This is a genomic window from Leifsonia sp. GW821-FHT13C05, assembly GCF_058806515.1.
Map to the genome: position 1 here is coordinate 255196 of NZ_JBXAPT010000001.1, position 26964 is coordinate 282159.

At 69.1% G+C, this 26964-nt stretch carries 23 protein-coding genes; 11 read left to right on the forward strand and 12 right to left on the reverse strand.

All coding sequences use genetic code 11. The annotated features are described in order from the left end of the window. From kdpA to map, 4 genes are all read right to left on the reverse strand, one after another. Positions 1-1644, reverse strand: a complete 1644-nt coding sequence (gene kdpA / locus AC1ROC_RS01205) for a potassium-transporting ATPase subunit KdpA (protein ID WP_492998897.1) — start codon at positions 1642-1644, stop codon at positions 1-3. Positions 1645-1646: 2 nt separating this feature from the next. Beyond that, a complete protein-coding gene (gene kdpF, locus AC1ROC_RS01210; RefSeq protein ID WP_247597084.1) occupies positions 1647-1736 on the reverse strand; it encodes a K(+)-transporting ATPase subunit F in 90 nt (29 codons plus the stop codon). 206 nt (positions 1737-1942) lie between these two features. After that, a complete protein-coding gene (ppgK, locus tag AC1ROC_RS01215) occupies positions 1943-2695 on the reverse strand; it encodes a polyphosphate--glucose phosphotransferase (protein WP_085367876.1) in 753 nt (250 codons plus the stop codon). A gap of 38 nt (positions 2696-2733) precedes the next feature. Then, positions 2734-3600, reverse strand: coding sequence for a type I methionyl aminopeptidase (map, locus tag AC1ROC_RS01220; RefSeq protein WP_492997585.1), 867 nt, complete (start codon positions 3598-3600; stop codon positions 2734-2736). Positions 3601-3612: 12 nt separating this feature from the next. Here map and AC1ROC_RS01225 point away from each other — a divergent pair, with 12 nt between their 5' ends. Next, a complete protein-coding gene (locus AC1ROC_RS01225) occupies positions 3613-3825 on the forward strand; it encodes an SPOR domain-containing protein (RefSeq protein WP_085367872.1) in 213 nt (70 codons plus the stop codon). 4 nt (positions 3826-3829) lie between these two features. Here AC1ROC_RS01225 and panB read toward each other — a convergent pair whose 3' ends face one another. Beyond that, entirely contained in the window at positions 3830-4681 is an 852-nt protein-coding gene (gene panB, locus AC1ROC_RS01230; protein WP_085367869.1) for a 3-methyl-2-oxobutanoate hydroxymethyltransferase, read from the reverse strand. A 104-nt stretch (positions 4682-4785) separates the two neighbouring features. On the opposite strand from panB, the gene glnA (AC1ROC_RS01235) reads away from it, so the two are divergent. The 3 genes from glnA (AC1ROC_RS01235) to AC1ROC_RS01245 all read left to right on the forward strand — a co-directional run bounded on the left by glnA (AC1ROC_RS01235) (position 4786) and on the right by AC1ROC_RS01245 (position 9603). Beyond that, positions 4786-6123, forward strand: coding sequence for a type I glutamate--ammonia ligase (gene glnA, locus AC1ROC_RS01235; protein WP_085367867.1), 1338 nt, complete (start codon positions 4786-4788; stop codon positions 6121-6123). Positions 6124-6128: 5 nt separating this feature from the next. Further along, on the forward strand, positions 6129-9152 hold the full coding sequence (locus AC1ROC_RS01240; RefSeq protein WP_492997589.1) for a bifunctional [glutamine synthetase] adenylyltransferase/[glutamine synthetase]-adenylyl-L-tyrosine phosphorylase: 3024 nt from the start codon (positions 6129-6131) through the stop codon (positions 9150-9152). 121 nt (positions 9153-9273) lie between these two features. Next, the gene (locus tag AC1ROC_RS01245) at positions 9274-9603 is read left to right on the forward strand and encodes a hypothetical protein (RefSeq protein ID WP_256921840.1); all 330 of its coding nucleotides are present in this window, start codon (positions 9274-9276) and stop codon (positions 9601-9603) included. A 94-nt stretch (positions 9604-9697) separates the two neighbouring features. On the opposite strand, the gene glnA (AC1ROC_RS01250) is transcribed toward AC1ROC_RS01245, so the two are convergent. After that, positions 9698-11122 carry a type I glutamate--ammonia ligase gene (glnA, locus tag AC1ROC_RS01250; protein WP_085367863.1) on the reverse strand — a complete coding sequence of 475 codons (1425 nt, stop codon included), beginning with the start codon at positions 11120-11122 and terminating at the stop codon, positions 9698-9700. A gap of 139 nt (positions 11123-11261) precedes the next feature. Between glnA (AC1ROC_RS01250) and AC1ROC_RS01255 the strand changes: the two genes are divergently transcribed. Beyond that, positions 11262-11699, forward strand: coding sequence for an RDD family protein (locus tag AC1ROC_RS01255; RefSeq protein ID WP_085367861.1), 438 nt, complete (start codon positions 11262-11264; stop codon positions 11697-11699). A gap of 137 nt (positions 11700-11836) precedes the next feature. On the opposite strand, the gene AC1ROC_RS01260 is transcribed toward AC1ROC_RS01255, so the two are convergent. The 3 genes from AC1ROC_RS01260 to lipB are packed head-to-tail and all read right to left on the reverse strand — an operon-like array spanning position 11837 to position 14218. Beyond that, positions 11837-12535: a DUF4191 domain-containing protein gene (locus AC1ROC_RS01260; protein ID WP_085367860.1), complete on the reverse strand. Its 699-nt coding sequence runs from the start codon at positions 12533-12535 to the stop codon at positions 11837-11839. Between the two features lie 49 nt (positions 12536-12584). Beyond that, complete coding sequence (gene lipA, locus AC1ROC_RS01265) at positions 12585-13574, reverse strand: lipoyl synthase (protein ID WP_168689615.1); 990 nt, start codon at positions 13572-13574, stop codon at positions 12585-12587. After that, a complete protein-coding gene (gene lipB, locus AC1ROC_RS01270; protein ID WP_492997594.1) occupies positions 13571-14218 on the reverse strand; it encodes a lipoyl(octanoyl) transferase LipB in 648 nt (215 codons plus the stop codon). The genes lipA and lipB overlap by 4 nt, the downstream gene beginning before the upstream one ends. A 110-nt stretch (positions 14219-14328) precedes the next feature. On the opposite strand from lipB, the gene AC1ROC_RS01275 reads away from it, so the two are divergent. Then, positions 14329-16254, forward strand: coding sequence for a hypothetical protein (locus AC1ROC_RS01275; protein WP_492997596.1), 1926 nt, complete (start codon positions 14329-14331; stop codon positions 16252-16254). A 6-nt stretch (positions 16255-16260) separates the two neighbouring features. Here the strand turns inward: AC1ROC_RS01275 and sucB are convergent, their stop codons facing one another. The 3 genes from sucB to AC1ROC_RS01290 form a co-directional block, all read right to left on the reverse strand. Continuing rightward, positions 16261-17850 carry a 2-oxoglutarate dehydrogenase, E2 component, dihydrolipoamide succinyltransferase gene (sucB, locus tag AC1ROC_RS01280; protein ID WP_492997598.1) on the reverse strand — a complete coding sequence of 530 codons (1590 nt, stop codon included), beginning with the start codon at positions 17848-17850 and terminating at the stop codon, positions 16261-16263. 64 nt (positions 17851-17914) lie between these two features. Beyond that, complete coding sequence (gene lpdA, locus AC1ROC_RS01285) at positions 17915-19288, reverse strand: dihydrolipoyl dehydrogenase (RefSeq protein WP_085367851.1); 1374 nt, start codon at positions 19286-19288, stop codon at positions 17915-17917. Positions 19289-19397: 109 nt separating this feature from the next. Next, a complete protein-coding gene (locus AC1ROC_RS01290) occupies positions 19398-20924 on the reverse strand; it encodes a leucyl aminopeptidase (protein WP_492997600.1) in 1527 nt (508 codons plus the stop codon). 109 nt (positions 20925-21033) lie between these two features. On the opposite strand from AC1ROC_RS01290, the gene AC1ROC_RS01295 reads away from it, so the two are divergent. From AC1ROC_RS01295 to AC1ROC_RS01315, 5 genes are all read left to right on the forward strand, one after another. After that, entirely contained in the window at positions 21034-21966 is a 933-nt protein-coding gene (locus tag AC1ROC_RS01295; RefSeq protein WP_085367847.1) for a proteasome assembly chaperone family protein, read from the forward strand. A gap of 40 nt (positions 21967-22006) precedes the next feature. Further along, positions 22007-23347 (forward strand): MFS transporter, encoded by a 1341-nt coding sequence (locus tag AC1ROC_RS01300; RefSeq protein WP_168689609.1) that lies wholly within the window; start codon positions 22007-22009, stop codon positions 23345-23347. Between the two features lie 223 nt (positions 23348-23570). After that, positions 23571-24902, forward strand: coding sequence for an RNA polymerase sigma factor (locus tag AC1ROC_RS01305; RefSeq protein ID WP_492997604.1), 1332 nt, complete (start codon positions 23571-23573; stop codon positions 24900-24902). A gap of 9 nt (positions 24903-24911) precedes the next feature. Next, entirely contained in the window at positions 24912-26186 is a 1275-nt protein-coding gene (locus tag AC1ROC_RS01310) for a MurT ligase domain-containing protein (RefSeq protein WP_492997606.1), read from the forward strand. Then, entirely contained in the window at positions 26183-26899 is a 717-nt protein-coding gene (locus tag AC1ROC_RS01315) for a type 1 glutamine amidotransferase (protein ID WP_492997608.1), read from the forward strand. The genes AC1ROC_RS01310 and AC1ROC_RS01315 overlap by 4 nt, the downstream gene beginning before the upstream one ends. Positions 26900-26964: the final 65 nt, after the last annotated feature.

Consider the following 26964-nt stretch of genomic DNA (forward strand, 5'->3'; position numbering starts at 1 on the left):
CTACTGCAGCCCTTCCGCCAGGGGACCCAGCGCGAGTACGGGGAAATAGGTGAGGGCGGACACGAGCAGCACGGTCCCGACCAGCAGGCCGACGAACTGCGGCCGGTGGGTGGGGAGGGTGCCGGCTGTCGCCGGGATCTTCGCCTGCCCGGCGAGCGAGCCCGCCAGAGCCAGGACGAACACGATCGGGAGGAAACGCCCGAGGAACATCGCCGTGCCGAGCGCCGCGTTCAGCCACGGTGTGTTCGCGGTAAGACCCGCGAACGCCGAGCCGTTGTTGTTCGCGGCGGAGGTGAACGCGTAGAGCACCTCGCTGAAGCCGTGCAGGCCGGGGTTGAAGATCGAGGTCTTCTCCACGTCGGCCCTGATCGCGGGGATGGCGAAGCTGAGGCCGGTGCCGACGAGCACGAGCGTCGGGGTGGTCAGGATGTACAGGCTCGCCAGCTTGATCTCCCGCGGCCCGAGCTTCTTGCCCAGGTATTCGGGGGTGCGGCCGACCATCAGCCCGGCGATGAACACCGCGATCACGGCGATCACGAGCATCCCGTACAGTCCGGCGCCGACGCCGCCGGGGGCGACCTCGCCGAGCATCATGTTGATCATCGCCATCATGCCGCCGAGCGGACTGTAACTGTCCAGCATCGAGTTCACCGCGCCGGTCGAGGTGAGCGTGCTCGTCGTGGTGAACAGCGTCGAGCCGAGGGTGCCGAACGCCTGTTCCTTGCCCTCCATCGACCCGCTCGACAGCTCGAAGGCCGTCATCGCGGCGAGCGAGCCGAGGAACAGCACGCCCATCGTCGCGAGGATCGCGTAGCCCTGACGGCGGTCGCCGACCATCGTGCCGAACGCGCGGGGGAGCGAGAACGGGATGAGCAGCATCAGCACGATCTCGACCAGGTTCGTCCACGCGGTCGGGTTCTCGAACGGATGCGCGGAGTTCGCGTTGAAGAAGCCGCCGCCGTTCGTGCCGAGCAGCTTGATCGCCTCCTGCGACGCCACCGGTCCGCCCGGGATGCTCTGGGTCGCTCCCGTCAGCGTCGTCACGTCGTGGAATCCGGCGACGTTCTGGATGGTGCCCCCGGCGATCAGCACGACGGCCGCGATCACCGAGAGGGGCAGCAGCACGCGAACGGTCGCGCGCAGCAGGTCGACCCAGAAGTTGCCGATGGTGCCGCTCGACCGGCGCGCGAACCCGCGCACCAGGGCGACCGCGACGGCGATGCCGACGGCGGCGGACACGAAGTTCTGCACCGCGAGCCCGGCGAGCTGCACGGTGTATCCCACCGTCGCCTCTGGCGAGTACGACTGCCAGTTGGTGTTGGTGACGAACGAGATCGCGGTGTTGAACGCGAGCCCCTCCGGCACGGCGGGCAGGCCGAGCGCGTACGGCAGGAACTCCTGCAGCCGCTGCAGCCCGTACACGATCAGGATGCCGACCACCGAGAACGCGAGCACGCCGCGCAGGTAGGCAGGCCAGGACTGCTCCGACGCCGGGTCGACCCCGATCATCCGGTACACGCCGCGTTCGACGCGGAGGTCCTTCTGCGAGGTGAACACCCGGGCCAGGTAGTCGCCGAGGGGGCGGTACGCGATGGCGAGGATGAGCGCGAGCGTCGCCAGCTGGGCGACGAACAGCCACACCACCACTAGAAGCGCTCCGGCTTCACCAGGGCGACGACCAGGTACGCGATCGCGGCGACCGCGAGCAGGGCACTGATCACATCGAAGACGATCACAGCTTCTCGACCCCCCGGCCGACGAGCCCGACGACAAGCGCGAGCACGACGATTCCGAGGAGGTAGACGACGTCCAGCACGACTCTCTCCATCCATCAGGATGTCGCGCCATCCGACGCGACCGAGGAGAGTCCACACCCTGGCGGGGCGCGGGATGCGCGTCCTAACGCATCCCTAACGCCGGCCGGGTGAACGTATACGGCGTCCTAACGAACCGCGAGTGCCGCGGCGCCGAGGATGCCGGCGTTGTTGCGGTGCACCGCGGGGACGATCTCGGTCTTCAGGTCGAGCAGCGGCAGGAACTCCTGGTAGTTCTTGGAGACGCCGCCGCCGACGATGAACAGGTCCGGCGTGAACAGGAACTCCAGCGTCGAGTAGTAGGTCTGCAGGCGCTTCGCCCACTTCTCCCAGCTGAGGTCCTCGCGCTCCTTCGCCGAGTACGCCGCCTTCGACTCCGCATCGTGGCCGTCGATCTCCAGGTGGCCGAGCTCGGCGTTCGGGATGAGCACGCCGTCGTAGATGAGCGCTGAGCCGATGCCGGTGCCGAGCGTCGTCATGATGACGAGCCCCTTCTTGCCCTTCGCCGCGCCGAACTGGGACTCGGCGTATCCGGCGGCGTCCGCGTCGTTGACGAAGTGGATGTCGCGCGCGAGCGCCTTCTCGAACAGGTCCTCCGCGCGGAGGTCGATCCACTTCTTCGACACGTTCGCCGCGGAGAGGGTGACCCCGTGGCTGACGATGGCCGGGAAGCAGACGCCGACGGCCGCATCCGGGTCTTCCGCTGCGAGGCGGTCGACGATTTCCTTGGTGGTCTCGACGATGTCGTCCGGCTTGCCGCCCTCCGGCGTGGGCAGCTTGACCCTGTCGCTGATGAGTTCTCCGGTGTCGAGGTCGACGAGACCTCCCTTGATCCCGGTTCCCCCGATGTCGATTCCGATTGCCTGGTTCTTCGAACTCATGGCACGAATCTACCCGTACCGGGATGCGCGGCGCGCGCTCAACGGAGGGTGAGCACCTCTGCGCCGCGTTCGGTGACCACGAGCGTGTGCTCGAACTGGGCGGTCATGCTCCTGTCGCGGGTGACGACGGTCCAGTCGTCCTCCCACATGTCCCACTCGTGGGTTCCGAGGGTGAGCATCGGCTCGATGGTGAAGACCATGCCCACCTCCATCACGTCGTCGTGCAGCGGAGCGGAGTCGTAGTGCGGGATGATCAGCCCGGAGTGGAACGCCGCCCCGACGCCGTGACCGGTGAAGTCGCGCACCACGCCGTAGCCGAACCGCTTCGCGTACGACTCGATGGCCCGGCCGATCACGTTGACCTGCCTGCCGGGGGCGACCGCCTTGATCCCGCGGTTCAGGGCCTCCCTGGTGCGCTCGACCAGGAGGGCGACCTCCTCGGTGGCCGTGCCGACGATGAAGGTCTGGTTGCTGTCGCCGTGGAAGCCGTTCTTGTACGCCGTGATGTCGATGTTGACGATGTCGCCGTCCTCGATCACGGTGTCGTCCGGGATCCCGTGGCAGATGACTTCGTTGACCGAGCTGCAGATCGACTTCGGGAAGCCGCGGTATCCGAGGGTCGACGGGTATGCGCCGTTGGCGATCAGGAAGTCGTGCCCGATCACATCCAGCTCCTCGGTGGTGACGCCCGGGCGCACGTTCTCGCCGACCAGGGCGATGGCCTGCGCGGCGATCCTGCCGGACTCGCGGATCAGCTCGATCTCGCGAGGCGTGTAGACGTCGGAGCCGGTGTACGGGGCCGGGGCCTTCTTGCCGACGTACTCGGGCCTGGCGATGCCGGACGGCACGCGGCGCTCGGGGGTGACGCGTCCGGGAATGAGGTGACCGGCGGAATCCTTGGGCATAGGATCAAGCTTATGACCGGCGAGAATGACCACGGCATCAGCCAGGATGCTGAACACAAGTTCTGGTACAACATGAAGACCGGCCAGGTCGAGCAGGGCTTCCTGTCTCCTGCTCCCGACCGGGTCGGCCCGTTCGACACGCACGCCGAGGCGGAGCACGCCCTCGAGAAGCTGCGCGAGAACAGCGCCAAGTGGGCAGAGGAAGACGCGGCGGAAGGCCGCTGAGCCTCTAGAAGCTGTGCTCCTCGGCGGGGAACGTGCCGTTCTGCACGTCCGCCTTGTACGCCGTCGCCGCCTGCGTCAGCACGCCCTGCAGATCCGCGTACTGCTTCACGAACTTCGGAATGCGACCGGTGGTGAAACCGGCCCAGTCGGTCCACACCAGCAGCTGACCGTCCACGTCCGGGCCCGCGCCGACGCCGATGGTCGGGATGCGCAGCTCGGCGGTGACGCGCGCGGCCACGGCAGCGGGCACCATCTCCATGACGACGGCGAACGCGCCGGCCTCTTCCACGGCGTGCGCGTCGGCGAGCAGCTGCTCCGCGCCATCGCCACGGCCCTGGATGATGTGACCGCCGAGCCCGTGCTCGCTCTGCGGCGTGAAGCCGATGTGTGCCATGACCGGGATGCCCGCATCCACGATCCGGCGGATCTGCTCTGCACTGCGCACGCCGCCTTCGAGCTTCACCGCGTGCGCCCCGGTCTCCTTCATGAACCGCACGGCCGTGTGCAGCGCTTCGAGCGGACCGGTCTCGTAGGAGCCGAACGGCATGTCGGCCACCACGAACGCGCGCTTGACGGCTCCGGCCACCGCGCGGGTGAGCGGGATGAGCTCGTCCACGGTCACCGGAAGCGTCGTCTCGTAGCCGAGCACGTTGTTCCCCGCCGAGTCTCCGACCAGGAGGAAGTCGATTCCGGCCGCGTCGAAGATCTGCGCCGTCAGCTGGTCGTAACTGGTCAGGCCGGTGAACTTCGTCCCCTCCTCCTTCGCGATCTGGAAGTGGCGCGTCCGCACCCTCTTCAGCGACTGCATCGACGACGTCGTCGGGTGGGTGGACGGCATGGGGGACATGTCAGACATGGCCTCAGTCTAATGACGCGCCAGGACCACCGATTGGGGTGCGTTCCTCGCCTGAATCCGGGTGCGGAAACCACTAGTCTGGGAAGGCTGACGAAAGGGGCAGGATGGACAAGCAGCGCGACTTCGTTCTTCGCACGATCGAGGAGCGTGGCGTCAAGTTCGTGAGGCTGTGGTTCACCGATGTCGTCGGCACACTCAAGTCCGTCGCCATCGCCCCCGCCGAGGTGGAGGGTGCCTTCACCGAGGGCCTCGGCTTCGACGGCTCCGCCATCGAGGGACTGACCCGCGCATACGAGTCCGACCTGCTGGCGCTGCCGGACCCCACCACGTTCCAGATCCTCCCGTGGCGCGGCGAGATCGACCCGACCGCCAGGATGTTCTGCGACATCACGACGCCGGACGGCCAGCCGTCGGTGTCCGACCCGCGCAACGTCCTGAAGCGCACGCTCGAGAAGGCGGCGGACCGCGGGTTCACGTTCTACACGCATCCGGAGATCGAGTTCTACCTGCTCAAGTCGTCGGCGTTCGACGAGAACGGGCCGGAGCCCGTCGACTCCGCCGGCTACTTCGACAACGTGCCGGGCGGCACGGCGCACGACTTCCGCCGCCGCTCGGTCAGGATGCTCGAAGACCTCGGCATCTCGGTCGAGTTCAGCCACCACGAGGCCGGTCCAGGCCAGAACGAGATCGACCTGCGCTACGCGGACGCCCTCACCACAGCGGACAACATCATGACGTTCCGCACGGTCGTCAAAGAGGTCGCCATCGAGCAGGGCGTCTACGCCACCTTCATGCCCAAGCCGCTCTCCGGCCACCCCGGCTCCGGGATGCACACCCACATGTCGCTGTTCGAGGGCGACACCAACGCGTTCTTCGAGGCGGGCGCCGAGTACCAGCTGTCCACGGTCGGCCGCCACTTCATCGCCGGTCTGCTCCGCCACGCGCCGGAGATCACCGCGGTGACCAACCAGTTCGTCAACTCGTACAAGCGCCTCTGGGGCGGCGACGAGGCGCCGAGCTTCGTCTGCTGGGGTCACAACAACCGGTCTGCGCTGGTCCGCGTGCCGCTCTACAAGCCCAACAAGGGCCAGAGCTCGCGTGTCGAGTACCGCGCCATCGACTCCGCGGCCAACCCGTACCTCTCGTTCTCGCTCATGCTGGCCGCCGGCCTCAAGGGCATCGAGGAGCAGTACGAACTGCCGCCGGAGGCCGAGAACAACGTCTGGGCGCTCAGCGACGCGGAGCGCCGCGCGCTCGGCTACAACCAGCTCCCCGCCAGCCTCGACCACGCCATCTCGCTGATGGAGGACTCCGAGCTGGTGGCCGAGACCCTGGGCGAGCAGGTGTTCAACTACGTGCTGCTGAACAAGCGGCAGGAGTGGTCGGCGTACCGCGCGCAGGTCACCCCGTACGAGCTGCGCACCAACCTCGAGATCCTTTAGGCGCCGTGCCGCGCGACCAGCTCTCACTGACCACGCTCGCGCGGTCGGGGTTCGTCGGTCTGAGCTCGGTGCGGGCGCAGCTCGACGAGCTGACGGCGCTCACCGGCGTGCCGGTCGAGGATGCGCTTCCCGCGTTCGCGGTCGCGGCCGACCCTGACACGGCGCTCGGCTGCACGCTCGCCCTGGTGCGCCGCGCACCGGACCGCGTCGCCCCGTACCTGCGCCGGCAGGACGCGGCCCAGCGCATCCTGCGGGTGATCGGCGCGTCGGAGGGGATCGCCGAGTTCTTCCTGCGCCAGCCGGACCAGCTGGATGCGCTGACCGAGCGGGTCGAGCGTCTCCCGTCCGCCGCCGAGCTGCGCGACGACCTCCTGGATGCGGTCGGCGCGGTCGACGGGTTCGCCTCGGTGACGGAGGAGGCGGCCTGGACGGCGCTGCGCATCCGGTATCGCCGCAGGCTGGTGCAGCTGGCGAGCTTCGACCTGGAGCAGGACGACCCGGTCGACGGGTTCGATGCCGTTGCGGCCGCGATCTCCGACCTCGCCGCGGCCGCGCTCGAAGCATCCCTCGCCATCGCCCGGCGGCAGGTCAGCGGCACGGGCCCTGGACGGTTCCCCGAGGCGGAGGTGCGGGCCACGCGGCTCGCCGTCATCGGCATGGGCAAGGCCGGCGCCCGCGAGCTCAACTACGTCAGCGACGTGGACGTGATCTACGTGGCGGAGGGCGACGAGGAGGCCGGGGTCAGCTCCGGCCGCGCCGTCGACATCGCCACCCGCCTCTCGATGCTGACCATGCGCGGCATCCACGATCCGGCGATCGAACCCGGCCTCTGGGAGGTCGACCCGAACCTGCGCCCCGAGGGCAAGGACGGCGCGCTCGTGCGCACCCTCGAATCGCACATCGCCTACTACGACAGGTGGGCCAAGGGCTGGGAGTTCCAGGCGCTGCTCAAGGCGCGCCCGCTCGCCGGCGACCTGGACCTGGGGGAGCGGTACGTCGCCGCCATCGCCCCGAAGGTGTGGAGCAGTGCGTCCCGGGAGAACTTCGTCGAGTCCGTGCAGCGGATGCGCGAACGCGTCACCGACAACATCCCGGACGACGAGGTGCACTACCAGCTGAAGCTCGGCCCAGGCGGTCTGCGCGACGTGGAGTTCACGGTGCAGCTGTTGCAGCTCGTGCACGGCAGGACCGACGACCAGGTGCGCCAGCGCGACACGCTCTCCGCCCTGGCCGCCCTCGCAGCGCAGGGCTACATCGGCCGGGAGGAGTCCTCGGACTTCTCCCGCGACTACCGCACCCTGCGCCTGATGGAGCACCGGCTGCAACTGCGGCACCTCTCCCGCACGCACCTGATGCCGCGCGACGAGGGAGACCAGCGCGTCCTCGCCCGCGCGACCGGGCTCGCCCCGGGCGCCGAGCAGCTGTTCGAGCGCTGGAACGCGATCAAGCACCGGGTGCGCGGGCTGCACGAGCGGTTGTTCTACCGGCCGCTGCTGAGCGCGGTCGCCTCCACGTCGAGCGAGGACACCAAGCTCACCGGCGCGGCCGGGCTCACCAGCGAGCAGGCGGAGGCGCGCCTCGCCGCCATCGGCTTCCGCGACCCGCGCGGCGCGCTCGCCCACATCGGTGCGCTCACCGGCGGAGTGTCCAGGCGCGCCACCATCCAGCGCCACCTGCTGCCGGTGATGCTGCAGTGGTTCGCCGACGGCGCCGACCCCGACTACGGCCTCCTCACCTTCCGTCGGCTGAGCGAAGACCTCGGCTCCACCCACTGGTATCTCCGGATGCTCCGCGACTCCACAGGGGCGGCCGAGCGTCTGACGCGGGTGCTGTCTGGCTCCCGGTTCGCGGGGGAGCTGCTCGGGCGCATCCCGGAGTCGGTGGCCTGGCTGGAGTCGGAGGACGACCTGCGCCCCCGCTCGGCCGCGCTGCTGCGCGAGGAGACGCGGGCGATCCTCGGCAGGCACTCGTCGGCGGAGTCCGCGGCGTCTGCGCTGCGGGCCGCCCGCCGCCGCGAGGTGCTGCGGCTGGCGTTCTCGGGCATCCTGGGTTTCAGCACCATCGAGGAGCTTGCGCAGGGCCTCACGGCCGTCACCGAGAACGTGATCGCCGGGGTGCTGGAGGCGATCCGCGACAACCGCGACGACCGCGACCTGTTCGAGTTCGCCGTGATCGGGATGGGCCGCTTCGGCGGCCGCGAGCTCGGCTTCGGCTCGGACGCCGACGTGATGTACGTGTTCCGTCCGCTCGGCGACGACCAGGAGGCCGCCCACCGCGCCGCCCTGCAGGTCGTCTCGGAGCTCGGCAGACTCACCGAGGACAACGTCCTCCCACTCGACCTGGACATGGGCCTGCGCCCCGAGGGCAAGAACGGCACCCCGGTGCGCTCGCTCGAGTCGTACCGCGCCTACTACCAGCGCTGGTCGCTCACCTGGGAGGCCCAGGCGCTGCTGCGCGCCCGCGGGGTGGCGGGGGATGCGGCCCTGCTCGACGACTTCGAGACCGTCGCCGACGAGGTGCGCTACCCGGCGTCGATCGCCGAGCAGGCGGTCCGCGAGGTCAAGCGGATCAAGGCGCGCGTCGAGAGCGAGCGCCTCCCGCAGGGCGCGGACCCGGCTCGCCACCTCAAGCTCGGCCGCGGCTCCCTCAGCGACGTCGAGTGGTTCGTGCAGCTCATCCAGCTGCAGCACGCGGCCGCCGTCCCCGACCTGCAGACCACGTCGACCCTGGATGCCCTCCGCGTCGCCGCAGAGACCGGCTACGTCTCGACCGACGACGCCGCCAAACTCCGCGACGCCTGGGTCTTCGCCTCCCGCGCCCGCTCCGCGATGACCCTCTGGACCAACAAGACGGCCGACGTCCTCCCCTCCGACCGCGTCGCCCTCGACGGCGTCGCCCGCCTGATGGAATACCCACCCGGCTCCGCCAGCCGCCTCGAAGAGGACTACCTCGCCGTCACCCGCCGAGCCCGAGCCGTCTTCGAGCGCTCCTTCTACGGCCAGCCCGACCGCCCGGCCCCCACCGCCTGACCGCCCCCGTCTCCGTTCAAGCGGAAAAGGTGCCGCCGAGGGCCGCTTCTTTCCGCACGAGCGGAGTTCCCGACGGCGTGTCGTCCGGGATCTCCTGCCGAACAACCGGCATCGTGACGGTGTGCAGACCTGGTGGACGCCCCGTCGAACCGTCGTCTTCATCGCCGCGTTCCTCGTCGCAGCCCTGGTCGTCTCCGGCGGTATCGCCCTCCTGAAGGTCCACGAGGCGACAGCGGACTGGTGGCCGAGCGCCATCCCCACCCGGGTGCAGTACGCCGGTCGCAACTACACCTGCTTCGGCGCCGGCCCCGGCTTCACCACCGGACTGCCCGCGCGCGGCCACACCATCGGTGGCGGCATCATCTTTGCGCCGAGCGTCGAGCCGGACACGTTCATCGTCGTCAGCGACGGAAAACGCATCGTCGAGTGCCCGCTCAGCGGCGGCCTCTGACGTCGGACGGCCGAAGCGCTCATTTCACTCCCGCGCCCGAAAACGCCGGAAGGCCGCACCCCCGAAGGGATGCGGCCTTCCGCACGTCAGAGCGTCACACGCCGAAGTACAGCTCGTACTCGAACGGGTGGGGACGCTGCGCGAGGGGCTTGATCTCCTTCTCGCGCTTGTAGTCGATCCAGGTCTCGATGAGCTCCGGGGTGAACACGCCGCCTGCGAGGAGGAAGTCGTGGTCGGCCTCGAGCGCATCCAGGACCTCGGCGAGGGTGCCGGGGACCTGCGGGATGTTCTTGGCTTCCTCGGGAGGGAGCTCGTAGAGGTCCTTGTCGACCGGCTCGTGCGGCTCGATGCGGTTCTTGATGCCGTCGAGGCCCGCCATGAGCTGCGCGGCGAACGCGAGGTACGGGTTGCCGGACGCGTCGGGGGCGCGGAACTCGATGCGCTTCGCCTTCGGGTTCGTGCCCGTGATCGGGATGCGGATCGACGCGGAGCGGTTGCCGGCCGAGTAGACCAGGTTGACCGGGGCCTCGAAGCCGGGGACCAGGCGGTGGAACGAGTTCACCGTCGGGTTCGTGAACGCGAGGACGGCCGGGGCGTGCTTGAGCAGGCCGCCGATGTACCAGCGTGCGATGTCGGAGAGGCCGCCGTAGCCCGCCTCGTCGTAGAACAGCGGCTTGCCGTCGTTCCACAGCGACTGGTGGGTGTGCATCCCGGAGCCGTTGTCGCCGAACAGCGGCTTCGGCATGAAGGTCGCGACCTTGCCCCAGAGCTCGGCCGTGTTCTTCACGATGTACTTGAACTTCAGGATGTCGTCTGCCGCGTGCACCATCGTGTCGAAGCGGTAGTTGATCTCGGCCTGGCCGCCGGTGCCCACCTCGTGGTGTGCGCGCTCAAGGATGAGGCCGGCGTCGATCAGCTTCAGCGAGATGTCGTCGCGCAGGTCGGCCTGCTTGTCGACGGGGCTGACCGGGAAGTACCCGCCCTTGTACGGCGTCTTGTTGGCGAGGTTTCCGCCCTCCTCGACACGACCGGTGTTCCAGGCTCCCTCTTCGGAGTCCACCGAGTAGAAGCTCGAGTGCTGGTTCACCTCGTAACGGACGTCGTCGAAGATGTAGAACTCGGCCTCGGGGGCGAAGAACGCGGTGTCCGCGATGCCGGTGGAGGCGAGGTACTTCTCGGCCTTCTTGGCGACCTGGCGCGGGTCCTTCGAGTAGATCTCGCCGTTGCGCGGGTTGTAGATGTCGAAGACCATGATGAGCGTGCGCTCGGCACGGAAGGGGTCGACGTACGCGGTGGAGACGTCGGGGATGAGCTGCATGTCCGATTCGTGGATGGACGCGAAGCCTCGGATGGACGAGCCGTCGAAGAGCTGACCGACGGAGAAGAACTCTTCGTCGACGGTCGAAGCGGGGATGTTGAAGTGCTGCTGCACACCGGGCAGATCGGTGAAGCGGATATCAAGGAACTTGACGTCGGTGTCCTTGATGAACTTGAGCACCTCGGAAGAATCACGGAACATGCGGAGGACTCCCAAAATGGATTGAGGTGGTGGACTGCACCTGCAGCCCAAGACAACACCGTACGGGGAAGGAGTTTCCCCGGAGTGACGCAAATGTTTCCGGCGTGTTACGCATACCCGTGGCCGGTAAACTCGTCTGGTGCCACAGAACCCGCCATCCTCCGCCTCCGGCAACATCGCGCCGAGCCGCTATCCCGGTGAACGACTGGGATTGCCGGAGACGGGCAGAGGCTCGGTCGGGCGTGCAGGCCGCCGCATCGGCGCCATCGTCATCGACTGGGCGATCGCCTACCTGATTTCTTTCGCGTTCTTCCGAACTGACGGGATCGTGAACGGCTGGGCCACCACCGGCATCTTCGTGCTCATGCAGATCCTGTTCATCCCGACCATCGGCGGCGGCATCGGCCACCGGGTGTTCGGGATGCGCGTTGTCGCGATCCGCGGCGGCTGGGTGGGCCTCTGGCGTCCCGTCGTCCGCACACTGCTGCTCGCGATCGTGATCCCCGCGCTCGTCTGGGACTCCGACCAGCGCGGCTTCCACGACAAGATCGCCGGCACGGTCCTCATCCGGGCCTGACGGCGCCGCCACTGCCGTCCCTCCCCGCCGCACCCAAAGCATCGAGCCGGGACTTCTGCACGCGACACGCCGGTCGGGCTGGTGCAGAAGTCCCGGCTCGATGGATGCGCGGGGCGGGGTAAGCGGTCGAGCGGGCTCTAGCGAGCGCGCTGGGCGCGAACCTTCATCGGGTCGATGCCCTTGGGGATCGGCATCGAGTTCTCCAGCGACTGGAGACGGTTGCTGATCGCCATGACCTCGGCCTTGGTCAGGGTGGGCTTGATCTTGGCGAGTACGCGCGGGATCTTGTGCAGCGGGGTGGCGTCCGCATCCGGTCCGACGCTGATCGTCGTCACGGGCACGTTCGGCAGCACGCGGGTGACCTTGCGGCGCTCCTCGTCGATCATCCGCTGGGTGCGGGTCTTCGGGCCTTCGCTGATGAGCACGACACCGCCGCGGCCGGTGGCGCGGTAGATCGCATCCTGGGTCTTGCCGTTGACGGCGACCGGCATCTCCGAGCCGCGCCAGCTGCGCTTCAGGGAGCTGCGCAGCACGGCGCCGACGGCGCCGGGCTGGCCCTCGATCTGCGAGTACGCAGCACGCTCGGCGCGACGCCCCAGGATGATCAGGCCGATCAGCACACCGGCGAGCACGCCGGCGAGGATCCACATCGCCATCGTGAAGCCGTTGCCGTCGGACAGGAAGATCGCCAGAAGCACGCCGACGATGATCGGGGCCACGATGCCGCCCACGATGTACAACACCGCCCGCTTGTCGTAGCGGCGGGTCATCTGGAAGACCTGCCACATCTGCTTGAGCCGACCGGGCTCCTTGGTGGACTTGTCCTTGCGTGCCATAGTCACAAGGATACCGGCTCGGCCGCCCGCGCAGTGACGTTGTTCGCGGTCAGGATACGGCCTGGGCGAACCCGAGCGACGCGTCGGCCAGATGGCGGAGTTCGTCCGGCACCTCGCGGCCTTTCGCGTGCATCGACTGCGCCCAGAGTCGCCCGGCGCGGTACGACGAACGGACCAGGGGACCGGCGAGCACACCGAGGAACCCGATCGCCTCCGCCTCCTCTTTCAGCTCGACGAACTCATCCGGATGCACCCATCTCGCCACCGGCAGATGCCGCGGGCTCGGTCGCAGGTACTGGGTGATCGTGATGATGTCCGTCCCCGCGTCGTGCAGGTCGCGCAGAGCCTGGCTGACCTCTGCACGCTCCTCGCCCATCCCGAGGATGAGGTTGGACTTGGTGATGAGCCCGGCCGCACGTCCCTGCGTGATGACGTCGAGCGAGCGCTCGTAACGGAAGGCCGGCCGGATGCGTTTGAAGATGCGCGGGACGGTCTCGACGTTGTGCGCGAACACCTCGGGCTCGGCGGAGAAGACCTCGCCTAGATAGTCGGGGTTGCCGGAGAAGTCGGGCACCAGGATCTCGACGCCCGTGCCTGGGCTCTGCCGGTGGATCTCGCGGATCGTCTCGGCGTACAGCCACGAGCCTTCGTCGGCCAGGTCGTCGCGGGCGACGCCGGTGACGGTGGCGTAGCGCAGGTCCATCTTCGCGACGGACTCTGCGACGCGGCGTGGCTCGTCGGTGTCGTAGTCGGCGGGCTTGCCGGTGTCGATCTGGCAGAAGTCGCACCGCCTGGTGCACTGGGCCCCTCCGATGAGGAACGTCGCCTCCCTGTCCTCCCAGCACTCGAAGATGTTCGGGCAGCCGGCTTCCTGGCACACCGTGTGCAGGTTCTCGCCCTTCACGAGGTTCTGCAGCTGGCGGTACTCGGGGCCCATCTTCGCTTTGGTCTTGATCCACTCGGGCTTGCGCTCGATGGGGGTCTCTGCATTGCGGATTTCGAGGCGCAGCATCTTGCGTCCCTCTGGCGCTGCGCTCACGCGACGGTCTCCAGTCCTGTGTCGAATTCTCTGTCGAAGCGTGCCTGGATCAGGGGGACGACGTCCTCCGGGGTGACCGTGCGGCCGAGGACGCGGCTGATCGAGGTGACCCCCGCATCCCGGATGCCGCAGGCCACGATCGCGTCGTAGGCCTCGAACCCGTTGGAGCAGTTGAGCGCGAACCCGTGCATGGTGACGCCCTCTGCGACGCGGATGCCGATGGCGGCGATCTTCTCGTCGCGCTGGATCCCGCGGATCCACACGCCGGAGCGTCCCTGCACGCGTTCACCGTGCACCCCGACTTCGGCAAGAACATCGATCAGGATGCTCTCCAGCCGCCGGACGTATCCGACGACGTCGATGGGCTCGGGAAGGCGGAGAATCGGGTATCCCACGAGCTGCCCCGGCCCGTGCCAGGTGATCTTCCCGCCGCGGTCGACATCGATGACGGGTGTCCCGTCGGTCGGCCTTTCGTCGGGCTCTGTGCGTTTCCCTGCGGTGTACACCGAGGGATGCTCGAGGAGGATGACAGTATCGGGCGCCCGGCCTGCAACGACATCGGCGTGCACGGCACGCTGCTGTTGAAGGGCCTCGAAATACGGCACGGAGTTGGCGCTTAGCCCCGTGACGACATAGTCGACCACGCAGCAAGTCTATGTGCTTGCGCGCTCTCCACAGGGCGGCTGTTTGGCGAGTTGTCCACGGGTTCGGGTGCGCCGCGTCGTGAGGGTTCCGGATGCTCTGGAATTGGTCCATGCCGACTGCACCGACCACGTCCCGCCCGCCCCTGCTGAGCCGCACGCCCGACCTCGCCCGCCTCGCTGCCGCCCGGGCGAGGGAGAGGGCCTGGCAGGTGCTCGGCACGCTGTCGGCCGAGCCGGACGAATTGCGACAGCTGATCCGGGCGCCGGAGCAGGCGCATCCCGTGGTGGCCTGCCTCCGCACCGGCGTGGATGCTGCGGACGCGACAGCGCGCGAGGCTACTGCCAGACGCGATTCCCACTCGGAGCACGTCGTGGGGGTTGTGGGCGGCGAGGTCGCGCGCGGTCTGCCGGAGGGCTGGCTCATCGTGGAACACGCTCCAGGAGGAACCCTTGCCGCCTTACTTGCCCGGCGCCACCTGATCCGCGCAGACGAGGCGGCCACCATCCTGATCGGGGTCGCGTCCGGTCTCGGCGCCCTGCACGAGGCCGGATGGTCGGCGAGCGGCCTCGCCCTCGAGGGTGTGGTCTTCCGCCGCGACGGCTGTCCGGCCATCGACGCCCTCCGCCGAGCTTGCCCACTGACGGAGTCGAGCGCCGCGGCGGACCGGCTCGCGTATCGCGCGGTGGCGCAGCACCTCTGCGCGGCGGTCCCTGCGCCGGGCGGCTGGCGGCTGCTGGATGCGGTGGATGCGGCACTCGCGCCGCCGCGCTCCGGTGGCGACCACCCGCCCACCGTCGTGTGGGAGCGGGTGCTGGCTGGTGTGCTGGCCACGATCGAGCCGGGCGTGGTGCGGGTGACGGAGTCGGGAACACCGCACGCGCCGCGTCCACCGTCCGTGGCACCGAGTGCCCTCCCACCCGGTGAGGCGGACGAGCCACCGGGCGCGCCGCGACGATCGCAGGGCGAACTGATCGACGCGGGCCTCAGCGGGATCCGGGGCCGTGCCCTGCCGACGGAACTGATCGACGCGGGCCTCAGCCTGGTCAATGGTCACGCTGAGCCCACAGGCCGCCGCGAGCCTGTGTCTGGCCAGGTCGCAGCGGCGTCGGACCGTCTGCACGACACCATTCCGCGTCAGTCGTTCGATTCGAACGGGCGGATGTCTGCGACGCGAACCTCGCTTCCGCGAACCTCGCTTCCGCGAACCTCGATGGTGCACCCCGTGTCGAGCTCAGCGCTGAACCCGGTCTCGGCGTTCGAACCGGCCGCGGAGCTCAGCGACCTTCTCCTGGACGGCAGACCCATCGCGCACGTCGCAGAGCGTGTTCGCAGCTGGTTCGCAGTGCGGAAGAAACTCGTCGCGATTGTGCTGATCCCGGCCGTCGTCGTCGGCGCCGCGCTCCTCCTGCTGCCAGGCGGTCCGGCTCAGAACACGTCGTCCGAATCCTCTGCCGGCGCCGGTGCATCGTCCGCGACTGGTGCATCTTCCGCGACTGGTGCACCGTCCGCAGCCGAAACCTCCGGCCCGCCCAGCACGCCCGGGTCGAACGGCCGGTCTTCGCCTAGCGGGGCAACACCCTCAACTCGCGCACCAGCGTCAGAAGGTTCGCTGGACGCGTCCCACCTCCCCACGCCACCAGCGAAGCCCGACGGCGCGACAACAGCCGGGGGAGCGAACTCCACCGCTGCGCAGACGGAATCCACCGTGCCCGGCGAGCCGGTGGCCGCTGCCACACATCTGCTGCGGGCCCGCCACACGTGCTTCACAGCACGCGTGCGGCAGGTCTCGTGTGTGGACGAGCTCGTCCAGGACGGCTCGCCGGTGGCCGCGACCGACCGGGCGGCGATCGAGGACGGGACGGCCGCCGACGGGTACGACTACGCCGGAGCCGCCGTCGAGCTCGTGCAGCGCTGGGGTGCGGCGGCGCTCGTGTCCGTGGCACCGGATCGCGCACGCACCCCGAAAAGCGAACCGGCCTCGCTCCTGATGGTCAGGAGCGAGGCCGGGTGGCGTCTGCGGGAGGTGTTCCCGTGACAGTGACTAGATGCCGAGGTTCGCCTCGAAGTTGCCGCCCTCGAGACGGTTCTTGACCGCGACGAGGAAGCGGGACGCGTCGGCGCCGTCGACGATCCGGTGGTCGTACGAGAGGGCCAGGTACACGGTCGAGCGGATCGCGATCGAGTCGGTTCCGTCAGCCGAGATGACGACGGGACGCTTCGTGACGATGCCGGTGCCGAGGATGGCCACCTGCGGGAGGAACACCACGGGGGTGTCGAACAGCGCGCCACGCGAACCGGTGTTGGTCAGCGTGAACGTGCCGCCGGCGAGCTCGTCGGGCTTCAGACGGTTCTCGCGGGTGCGCTCTGCGAGGTCCGCGATCTCCTTGGCCAGGCCCGCGAGGTCGAGCTCGGACGCGTTGCGCACCACAGGGGTGAGCAGACCGCGCTCGGTGTCGACGGCGATCGACATGTTCTCGTGGTCCGGGTAGACGATCGAGTCGCCGTCGATGGTGGCGTTGATGACGGGGTACGTCTTCAGCGCCTCGGCGGCGGCCAGAGCGAAGAACGGGAGGAAGGACAGCTTGACGCCGGTCTTCGACTGGAAGTCGGCCTTGACCTTGTCGCGGAAGGCCGCGACCTTGGTCACGTCGACTTCGACCACCGAGGTGAGCTGAGCGGACGACTGCATCGACACGACGGCGCGCTCGGCGACGACCTTGCGCAGACGCGACATCGGCTGGGTCGTACCGCGCAGCGGCGAGACCTCGGGAGCCGGGGCCGCCTCAGCGGAGGACGACGCGGAGGAGGCGGCGGGTGCGGCAGCCGCGGAGAGGATGTCCTCCTTGCGGATGCGCCCACCGACGCCGGTGCCGGTGACCGTCGACAGGTCGATGCCCTGCTCGTTCGCGAGCTTGCGAACGATCGGGGTCACGTAGCCGGCGTTACCGGCGTGCGCGCCACCGGATGCTGCGGGAGCAGCGGTGGGGGCCGGAGCAGCAGCGGGAGCCGGAGCAGCCGCCGGAGCGGGTGCGGCGGCGGGAGCAGCAGCGGCAGGAGCCGGAGCAGCCTGGGCAGGAGCAGCCTGTGCGGGCGCTGCGGCGGGCGCCGGTGCGGCCTGCGCAGGTGCGGCTTCCGCGGTGGGAGCCGGGGCAGCCTGGGCCGGAGCAGCCTCGGCAGCGGGGGCCGGAGCGGCCTCCGCGGCAGGGGCCGGCGCAGCCTCAGCAGCGGGCGCCGGTGCTGCGGCCGGAGCAGCCTCAGCGGGAGCCGCCTCAGCAGCAGGTGCCGGTGCAGCCTCAGCAGCAGGAGACGGCGCAGCGTCAGCAGCCGGAGCAGCCTCCGCCGGAGCGGCCTCGGCCTCAGCGGCGGGCGCGGCCGGGGCCTCGCCTCCGCCGGAGCCGTCGCCGATCGTCACGAGCGCGGTGCCCACCTCGACGGTCTCGTCCTCCTGCACCAGGATCGCCTCGATGACGCCCGCGACGGGGGAGGGGATCTCGGTGTCGACCTTGTCGGTCGAGACTTCGAGCAGGGGCTCGTCCACCTCGACACGGTCGCCAACGTTCTTCAGCCAGCGGGTGACCGTGCCTTCCGTGACACTCTCGCCGAGTGCCGGGAGGCTGACGGATTCGCTCATGAGCTTGTCTCCTTCAAACCAATTCGTTCAGTAGTTTATTGCAGTCGCGCCGACCGGCGGCGGACTAAAGGGTGTGCAGCGGCTTGCCAGCGAGGTACAGGAAGGCCTCGCCGAGCGACTCGTTCTGCGTGGGGTGCGCGTGGACGAGCGGGGCGATGTCTTCGGGGTATGCCTCCCAGTTGACCGCGAGCTGTGCCTCGCCGATCAGCTCACCGACGCGGGCGCCGATCATGTGGACGCCGACGACGGGGCCGTCGACGACGCGGACGACCTTGACGGAGCCGCTGGTGCCGATGATCTCGCTCTTGCCGTTGCCCGCGAGGCTGTAGTCGTAGCTCGACACCTTGTCCGCGCCGTACTGCTCGACGGCCTTGGCCTCCGTGAGACCGACCGATGCGACCTCGGGGTCGCAGTAGGTGACCTTCGGGATGTTGACATCCGGCACGATGATCGGGTTGAGGCCCGCGATCTCCTCCGCGACGAAGATGCCCTGCTGGAAGCCGCGGTGGGCGAGCTGCAGGCCGGGGACGATGTCGCCGACGGCGTAGACGCCGGGAACGCTCGTCTGGAGGCGCTCGTCGGTGATGACGAAGCCGCGGTCGAGCGTGATGCCCGCCTCCTCGTAGCCGAGGTTGGCGGTCGACGGGCCGCGGCCGACGGCGACGAGCAGCAGCTCGGCGTCGACCGTGTCGCCGTTCTCGAGCGTCACGACGACGCCGTCGTCGTTCTGGGTCACGCCGGAGAACCGGACGCCCAGGCGGTAGTCGATGCCGCGGCGGCGGAACGCGCGCTCCAGCGACTTGCTGATGGTCTCGTCCTCGTTGGGGACGAGGTGCGGGAGGGCCTCGATGATGGTGACGTCCGCGCCGAAGGACTTCCAGACGCTCGCGAACTCGACGCCGATGACGCCGCCGCCGAGCACGGCGACCTTCTTGGGCACGAAGTCCAGCTCGAGGGCCTGCTCGCTCGTGATGACGCGGCCGCCGATCTCGAGACCGGGAAGCGAGCGCGAGTACGAGCCCGTGGCGAGGATGACGTTCTTGCCGACGATGGTGTCGTCACCGACCTGCACCGTGGTGGGGGAGGTCAGGCGACCTTCACCCTCGATGACCGTGATCTTGCGCGCCTTGACCAGGCCCTGCAGTCCCTTGTACTTCTTGGCGACGATGCCCTGGCGGTATTCCGTCACGCCGTTGATGTCGATGCCCTGGAACTCCGTGACGATGCCGTACTTCGACGACTCGCGGGAGTAGTCCGCCACCTCGGCCGCGTGCAGCAGGGCCTTGGTGGGAATGCATCCTCGGTGCAGGCAGGTGCCTCCGACCTTGTCTTTCTCGATCATCCCAACGGTGAAACCGAGCTCGGCCGCACGCAGCGCTGCTGCGTAGCCTCCACTCCCACCGCCGAGCACCACAATGTCAAAGTTCTGCTCAGACACCCAGCTACTCCCTCGCGCATCAGGATTCGTGACACGACCCTGCCCCGAGGGGTCACTCGTGGGCAGGCGTTTGTTTGCGGCAAGAATTTTTCTTGCCCATACGACCCTACTACTTCCGGGAAAAGTCCTCGGCCAACCGGATGAGGGCGCGCACGGTGACGGCGGTCGGTCCCTTCCCGGTGAAACCGTAGGGAGAGGCGGGTCCCTTGGCGGGTCCCGCGATGTCCAGGTGGGCCCACGGGATGCGCGGCGAATCCTCAGCATCGCCGGTGCGGCCGACGAACTCCTGGAGGAAGACGGCGGCGAGCAGCATCCCTCCCGCGGTGTTTCCCGGGTTGGCGTTGGCGATGTCCGCCACCTCGGAGTTGATGGTCGCGCGCAGCTCGCCGGGGAGCGGCATCGGCCAGAGCAGTTCGCCGGACGTCTTCGCGGCGTCGACGACGTCTCCGACCAGCTCGTCGTCGCCCATGACGGCGGCGTAGCGGGTGCCGAGGGCGACCATCGCCGCTCCGGTCAGGGTCGCGACGTCCACGATCGCGTCCGGGCGCTCCTCGCTCGCAGCGACCAGGCCGTCGGCCATCACCAGGCGGCCCTCCGCGTCGGTGTTGAGCACCTCGACGGTCCTGCCGCCCCGGATGCGCAGCACGTCGTTGGGCCGGATCGCCGACCCGGACGGCATGTTCTCCGCGATGCAGAGCCACGCGGTCACTTTCACCGGCAGTTCCAGCCTGGCCGCGGCGAGCACGACGGCGAGCACGGTGGCCGCTCCCGTCATGTCGTACTTCATGCCGACCATCCCGGTCGGCGGCTTGAGCGACAGCCCACCGGTGTCGAAGGTGATGCCCTTGCCGACCAGCGCGAGGTGCTTGGCCGCTCCGGCGGGGGAGTACGTGACCTTGACGAGCCGCGGCGGGCGGGTCGAGCCCTGGCCGACGCCGAGGATGCCGCCGAAGCCGTCCGCTTCGAGCTGCTTCTCGTCCCAGACCCGCACATCCACCGGCAGCCCGGACGCCGCGCGCTCCGCAGCGTCGGCAAGGGTCGCGGGGTAGAGGTCGAGCGGCGGCGTGTTGACGAGGTCCTTGACGAGCGCGACGGCCTCCGCTGCCGCAGCGGCGCGGGCGACGAGCGCGTCGCGTGCGTCCGCCCCGGATGCGTCGTCCGGCGTCCCGACGACCTCGATGGCTGCGACAGGCGCCTTCACAGATGCCTTGGATGCCTCACGGTACGTCGTGAACGCGTACGAACCGAGGGCAGCGCCTTCCAGCACCGCGGCGAGCTGCTCGTCGCCGTCCGCGGGCAGCGCGACGGTGACGGCCGCCGTGCCGGCGAGCTGGCGGATGCCGCTGCCCGCCGCGTAGCGCAGCGCGTCGGCATCCACGGTCTCCGGCAATCCGATCACGGCGATGGACGGTCCGCCTCCTCCGCCGGGGAGCCGGACCAGCTCGTCCCGTCCCCCTCCGAAGCCGACGGCCTGCAGCTGCGCGGCGACATCGCCCGCGGCCGTCAGGGCGGCGTCGACGGCGGAGTTCGCCACCACGTCGACGGAGCCACCGGATGCGCGTGCGCCGATCAGGAGCACGTCACCGGACGGGGACACGGCGGAGGCGGACGAAAGCGAGAGAGAAGGGACGGTCATGCCTCGAATCTAGCCGCTGCCGCGCGCCGGCAGCCGTGTTCGCTGTGGGCGTGTGCCTTCCGGGCCGGTTCGCAGGGTCCGCCGGGAACGGGCGGCTTAGAGTTGAAATATGCGCGATCCGGGTGACCTGTACGAGCTCAACGCGGCCCTCTCGGAGGTGCCGGCTGGCCTCAACCTGGTCGCGGGCCTGACCGGATTCGCCGACGCGGGTTCCGGCGTCAGCCAGCTGGGCACCTATCTGCTCGGAACGCTCGACAACGAGGTGGTCGCCACCTTCGACGCCGACATCCTGCTCGACTACCGTGCCCGCCGGCCGATCATCTACTTCGACCAGGACCACCTCACCGATTACCAGCCGGCCACGCTCAAGCTCTACCTCGCGTACGACGAGCTGCGCCAGCCGTTCCTCCTTCTGTCCGGCTTCGAGCCCGACTTCCAGTGGGAGCGGTTCACGCAGGCCATCCTCGACCTCATCGACAGACTCAAGGTGAAGTCGGTCACCTGGGTGCACTCCATCCCGATGCCCGTGCCGCACACGCGCCCGATCGGCGTGACCGTCAGCGGCAACCGCTCCGACCTGATCGACTCGATGTCGATCTGGAAGCCGCACACGCAGGTCCCGGCCAACGCGCTGCACCTGCTCGAGTTCCGGCTGCAGCAGCTGTCGTACCCGATCGCCGGGTTCATCCTGCTCATCCCGCACTACCTGGCAGACACCGAGTACCCCGCCGCGGCCATCGCCGCGCTCGACAGCATCAGCGCGGCCACCGGGCTGATCTTCCCCACCGACCGGCTGCGCCAGGAGGACAGGGAGTTCATCGCGAACATCGACGAGCAGGTCGACTCGAACGCCGAGCTCGGCCGGCTGGTCGGAACGCTCGAGGAACGCCACGACAGCTATATGGAGGACAACCAGCTGCGGTCGCCGCTGACCGACCGCGATGGCGAGCTGCCGAGCGCGGACGAGATCGCCGCCGAGCTGGAGAACTTCCTCGCGTTCCGCCGCCATGGCGACGAGGAGAACGGGCCCACCGCGTCCTGACGCGCATCCCGGCCGGCGTGGTCGGTAATACGCTGGAGGAGTGAATTCGCGGCGCTCCTGGCTCATCTTCGGGATCGGCGTCTTCGCCTACCTGATCGCGGTCATGCAGCGCACGAGCATCGGCGTCGCCGGAGTAGCAGCGACCGAGCGCTTCCACAGCACGGCGTCCGTGCTCTCGACCCTCGCCGTCGTGCAGCTGATCGTGTACGCGGCCATGCAGATCCCGGTCGGCGTGCTGATCGACAGGGTCGGCTCGCGCTGGCTGATGGCGGTGGGCACAGCGCTGATGATCGTCGGTCAGGTAACCGTGGCGTTCGCGCCGACCATCGGGGTCGCCATCCTGGGGCGCATCCTGGTCGGGGCGGGGGATGCGACGGTGTTCACCTCGCTGATGCGCCTGATCAACTCGTGGTTCCGCGGGCGCCTGGTGCCGCAGCTGTCCCAGTGGATCGGCAACATCGGCCAGCTGGGCCAGGTGCTGTCCGCCATCCCGTTCGCGATCATCCTGCACCAGGCGGGATGGACGACCGCGTTCCTCAGCGCCGCATCGCTCTCGGTGATCGCGCTCGTCGGCATCGTCGCCGCGATCTCGGACAGGCCGGTCGGCTCGTCGGAGGGCCCGCGTCCCGCCACCTGGGGAGAGTCCATCCGGCAGCTGCGGGTGAGCCTGGCGCGGCCGGGCACGCAGCTCGGCTTCTGGTCGCACTTCGTCACCCAGTCCTCCGGCACCGTGTTCAGCCTGATGTGGGGGCTGCCGTTCATGGTGTTCGCGCTCGGGATCGACCCGGCGGAGGCGTCAGGGCTGCTGATCGTCGCCGTGGTGGCCGGCCTCATCTCCGGCCCCATCCTGGGCGTACTCACCGCGCGCCACCCGCTGCGGCGCAGCAACCTGGTGCTGGGGATCGTCGCCATGATGGGCGTTGTCTGGGCCGTGGTGCTGCTCTGGCCGGGCACGCCGCCGCTCTGGCTGCTGATCGTGCTGCTGATCGCGATCGGGATCGGCGGACCCGGCTCCCTGATCGGGTTCGACTTCGCCCGCACCTCCAACCCGCTGCGCAGCCTCGGCTCGGCGAACGGCATCGTCAACGTCGGCGGCTTCCTCGCCAGCTTCGTGATGATGTTCCTGATCGGGCTGGCGCTCGACGGGCAGAACGGCGCCCGCGTCGCTGCGGGGGGAGCATCCGACCTGTATGCCCTGGATGCGTTCCGCTGGGCGTTCGCGATCCAGTACGTGATCGTGGGCATCGGCGTCGGATTCCTGGTGCGTGCGAGACGCCGCACCCGCCGCCTGTTGTCCGAGGACGAGGGAATAGAAGTGGCCCCCTTGTGGGTTCTACTCTCTGACGCGTGGAAGAGACGCGGACGAGGGGCGGCCGGCTGAAAGCGGCTGGGCGGCGGCGGAGCACCGATGGTCGGGGGCGGCCATGAATCGTGCAATAATAGTTGATCGGACCCGTTCATATCCAGGGGCTCGGAGCATGGAAAACTGCACCGCGCACAGACCCAGGACTTGACATGGGTCTTAGTAATGTCCGCACGCAACCTGAGCCAGGCCAAGGCGCTTCGGATTCTCGGCCCCTCCGCTTGGTATGAAAGGTGTTCACATGGCAACCCGTGCAGCAACGAAAGCTCCAGAAGCCGAGGTGACCGAGGCCGAGGTCACTGAGACGGCAGCGAAGAAGACCGCAGCGAAGGCCGCTCCGGCAGCGAAGAAGACGGCAGCGAAGGCTCCCGCGAAGAAGGCCCCTTCGAAGGCGGCCGCGAAGACGACCGCCAAGAAGGGCGCGAGCAAGGCCAAGGGCGACGACGAGCTCGGCGACGACGACGCCGTCGAGATCGACGAAGAGGAGACCGCGGAGGTCGAGGTCGAGGCAGCAGCCGACGACAGCGACGACGCGGAAGAGAAGTCGGACGACGACGACGCCAAGCCCGCTGCGGCCGACGAGCCCCTGCCGACGGGAGCACTCGTGCTCCGCGCCGTCGACGAGGACGACGACATCCCGGTGTACTCCACCACGATCACCGGCGCCACGGCAGACCCCGTCAAGGACTACCTGAAGCAGATCGGCAAGGTCGCCCTGCTGAACGCGGCGGAGGAGGTCGAGCTCGCGATGCGGATCGAGGCCGGCCTGTTCGCCGAGGACAAGCTCGCCAACACGCCGAACATGCCGCGTGAGCTCGAGCGCGAGCTCAAGTGGGTCGCGCGCGACGGCCAGCGGGCCAAGAGCCACCTGCTCGGAGCGAACCTCCGACTGGTCGTCTCGCTCGCCAAGCGGTACACCGGTCGCGGGATGCAGTTCCTCGACCTCATCCAGGAAGGCAACCTGGGCCTCATCCGTGCCGTCGAGAAGTTCGACTACACCAAGGGCTTCAAGTTCTCCACGTACGCCACCTGGTGGATCCGTCAGGCGATCACCCGCGCGATGGCCGACCAGGCCCGCACCATCCGCATCCCGGTGCACATGGTCGAGGTCATCAACAAGCTGGCCCGTGTGCAGCGGCAGATGCTGCAGGACCTGGGCCGCGAGCCCACGCCGGAAGAGCTGAGCCGTGAACTCGACATGACCCCCGAGAAGGTCATCGAGGTGCAGAAGTACGGCCGTGAGCCGATCTCGCTGCACACCCCGCTCGGCGAGGACGGCGACAGCGAGTTCGGCGACCTGATCGAGGACACGGAGGCGGTCGTCCCGGCCGACGCTGTGGGCTTCACGATGCTGCAGAAGCAGCTCGAGAGCCTCCTCGACTCGCTCTCGGAGCGCGAGGCCGGAGTGATCCGGATGCGCTTCGGGCTCGGCGACGGAATGCCGAAGACGCTCGACCAGATCGGTGACACGTTCGGGGTGACGCGTGAGCGCATCCGTCAGATCGAGTCGAAGACGATGGCGAAGCTCCGCCACCCGTCCCGGTCGCAGTCGCTCCGCGACTACCTCGAGTAGGCCGGGGGAGTGCGCTACAGGCTAGCGGTCGTCGCCGGTCGTCTCGCCCGCTGGCTGCTGCGCCTGCGCGGCGGCGGCTCGGCTGTGCCGGGACGCGTCGCGCTCGCGATCGCGCCGAAGTTCCTGGAACGCGCCGTCGCCGAGCTTCCGCTCGGCGTCGTGTTCGTCTCCGGATCGAACGGCAAGTCGACCACGACGAACATGCTCACGGGCATCCTGCGCGAGCACGGGCTGACCGTGTTCACCAACCCGTCGGGAGGCAACCTCCCGCAGGGGATCGCGTCCGCGCTGCTCGCCACCGTCCCGCTGGACGGACGCGTGCGCGCCGACGTCGGCGTGATCGAGGTGGACGAGGCGTACGGCGTCGACCTGGCGACCATCCTGAAGCCGCGCGGCTCGCTGCTGCTGAACGTGCAGATCGACCAGCTCAACCGCTTCTTCGAGCCGACCAGGGTGGTCGGGATGCTCCGCTCGATCGGCGCATCCTCGTCGGAGTTCGTCGTGGTGAACGCCGACGACGACAGCCTCGCGCGGGTTGGCGCTGAACTGCTCGCCGAGGGCCGCGACGTGTCGACGTTCGCGGTGGCGCCGTCGATCATCGACGCATCGCCGAACGGGCTCGCCAACGTCAAAGACGTGTCCGGCGTGCCGGCGGGAACGCTTCCCGTGCCCTCCGTGTTCGTCAGCGAACTGGACGCGCGCAGTGCGCGCCTCGCGTTCGGCGGCGAGAGCGTGCAGGTGTCCCTCCCCGCCCGCGGACTGCACTACGCCGTGGATGCGGCCGGTGCGACCGCGATGGCCCGCCGCCTGCTCGGCGACCGGTTCCGCCCGGAGGCCGTGGTGGCCGCGATGTCGTCGCTGCGCACGGTCTACGGACGTGGCGAGACCCTGCGGGTCGGCGACGAGGACATCGAGATCATCATGATGAAGAACCCGCCGAGCCTGCAGCTGAACCTCGACTACCTCAGCGCGCCGCCCGAGCAGGTGTTCGTGGCCGTCGACGAGGGAACGCCGGACCCGTCCTGGGTCTACGACATCGACCTCTCCTCCATCGAGCACGTGGATGTGGTCTCCGGCACGAAGGCGTGGCAGTTCGCCACGCGGTTCGCGTACGCGGGCATCCCGGTCGACCAGGTCGTCCCGGAGCTGAAGCCGGCGCTGACCGCGTTCCTCGCGCTGCCAAAGCCCGCGACCGGCACCAAGACCATGATCGTCAACTACGAGCAGATGATGCTGATCCGCAAGCAGCTCGGCTTCCTCGACCTGGAGGGCGGCGAACGATGAGCGTGTTGCGCATCCTGCACCTGTACCCGGCCGAGCTGGGCATCAACGGCGACGCCGGGAATGTGACGGCCCTGGTCGAGCGCGCCCGCTGGCGTGGCATCGACGCCGAGGTCGTCCGTCATCCGGTCGGCGGCGTGCTGCCGGAGTCTGTGGACATCGTGCACATCGGCAGCGGACCGCTCTCGTCGCAGCGGGCGGTGCTCGCGGACGTGCAGCGCATCGCCCCGGCGCTGCGGGACTGGCGGGACGCCGGCACCCCGATCCTGGCGATCGCCGGAGGCTGGCAGCTGCTCGGCACCGAACTGGTCACGGCCGACGGCGAGCGTCTGGCCGGGGCCGGCGTCTTCCCGACGCGCGCCCAGCTGGGCGCGGCCAGGCACGTCGGCGAGATCGTCGTGCGCACCGCGCAGGGAACGGTGGCCGGCTTCGAGAACCACTCGGCGACGACCACGCTGGAGGGTGCTGAGCCATTCGGCCAGGTTGTCAGCGGCACCGGAAACGACGGCGGCCAGACCGAGGGCGTCGCGCTGGCCGCGGCCATCGGAACGCACCTGCACGGCCCCGTGCTGCCGATGAACCCCGCACTGGCCGACCGGATGCTCGCGACCGCCCTGCGCACCGAACTCGCGCCTGTGCAGCAGACCGAGAGCGTCGACCGCTACGCGGCCAACGCGCGCCGCGCCATCGCCGACCGCCTCGGCGTGAAGCTCTAGCCCGAGTCCGGCCCCGGGCCCCGGCGGCTGGCTGCCTGGCCGCCCGCCTGCCCTACCGGCCGCCC

Bases quoted from the DNA above. Each gene is read 5' to 3' on its own strand.
- ppgK (WP_085367876.1), bottom strand. From the start codon at position 2,695: ATGAGTTCGAAGAACCAGGCAATCGGAATCGACATCGGGGGAACCGGG.
- map (WP_492997585.1), bottom strand. From the start codon at position 3,600: ATGCCCAAGGATTCCGCCGGTCACCTCATTCCCGGACGCGTCACCCCC.
- AC1ROC_RS01225 (WP_085367872.1), top strand. From the start codon at position 3,613: ATGACCGGCGAGAATGACCACGGCATCAGCCAGGATGCTGAACACAAG.
- panB (WP_085367869.1), bottom strand. From the start codon at position 4,681: ATGTCTGACATGTCCCCCATGCCGTCCACCCACCCGACGACGTCGTCG.
- glnA (WP_085367867.1), top strand. From the start codon at position 4,786: ATGGACAAGCAGCGCGACTTCGTTCTTCGCACGATCGAGGAGCGTGGC.
- glnA (WP_085367863.1), bottom strand. From the start codon at position 11,122: ATGTTCCGTGATTCTTCCGAGGTGCTCAAGTTCATCAAGGACACCGAC.
- AC1ROC_RS01260 (WP_085367860.1), bottom strand. From the start codon at position 12,535: ATGGCACGCAAGGACAAGTCCACCAAGGAGCCCGGTCGGCTCAAGCAG.
- AC1ROC_RS01275 (WP_492997596.1), top strand. From the start codon at position 14,329: ATGCCGACTGCACCGACCACGTCCCGCCCGCCCCTGCTGAGCCGCACG.
- sucB (WP_492997598.1), bottom strand. From the start codon at position 17,850: ATGAGCGAATCCGTCAGCCTCCCGGCACTCGGCGAGAGTGTCACGGAA.
- AC1ROC_RS01290 (WP_492997600.1), bottom strand. From the start codon at position 20,924: ATGACCGTCCCTTCTCTCTCGCTTTCGTCCGCCTCCGCCGTGTCCCCG.
- AC1ROC_RS01295 (WP_085367847.1), top strand. From the start codon at position 21,034: ATGCGCGATCCGGGTGACCTGTACGAGCTCAACGCGGCCCTCTCGGAG.
- AC1ROC_RS01305 (WP_492997604.1), top strand. From the start codon at position 23,571: ATGGCAACCCGTGCAGCAACGAAAGCTCCAGAAGCCGAGGTGACCGAG.
- AC1ROC_RS01315 (WP_492997608.1), top strand. From the start codon at position 26,183: ATGAGCGTGTTGCGCATCCTGCACCTGTACCCGGCCGAGCTGGGCATC.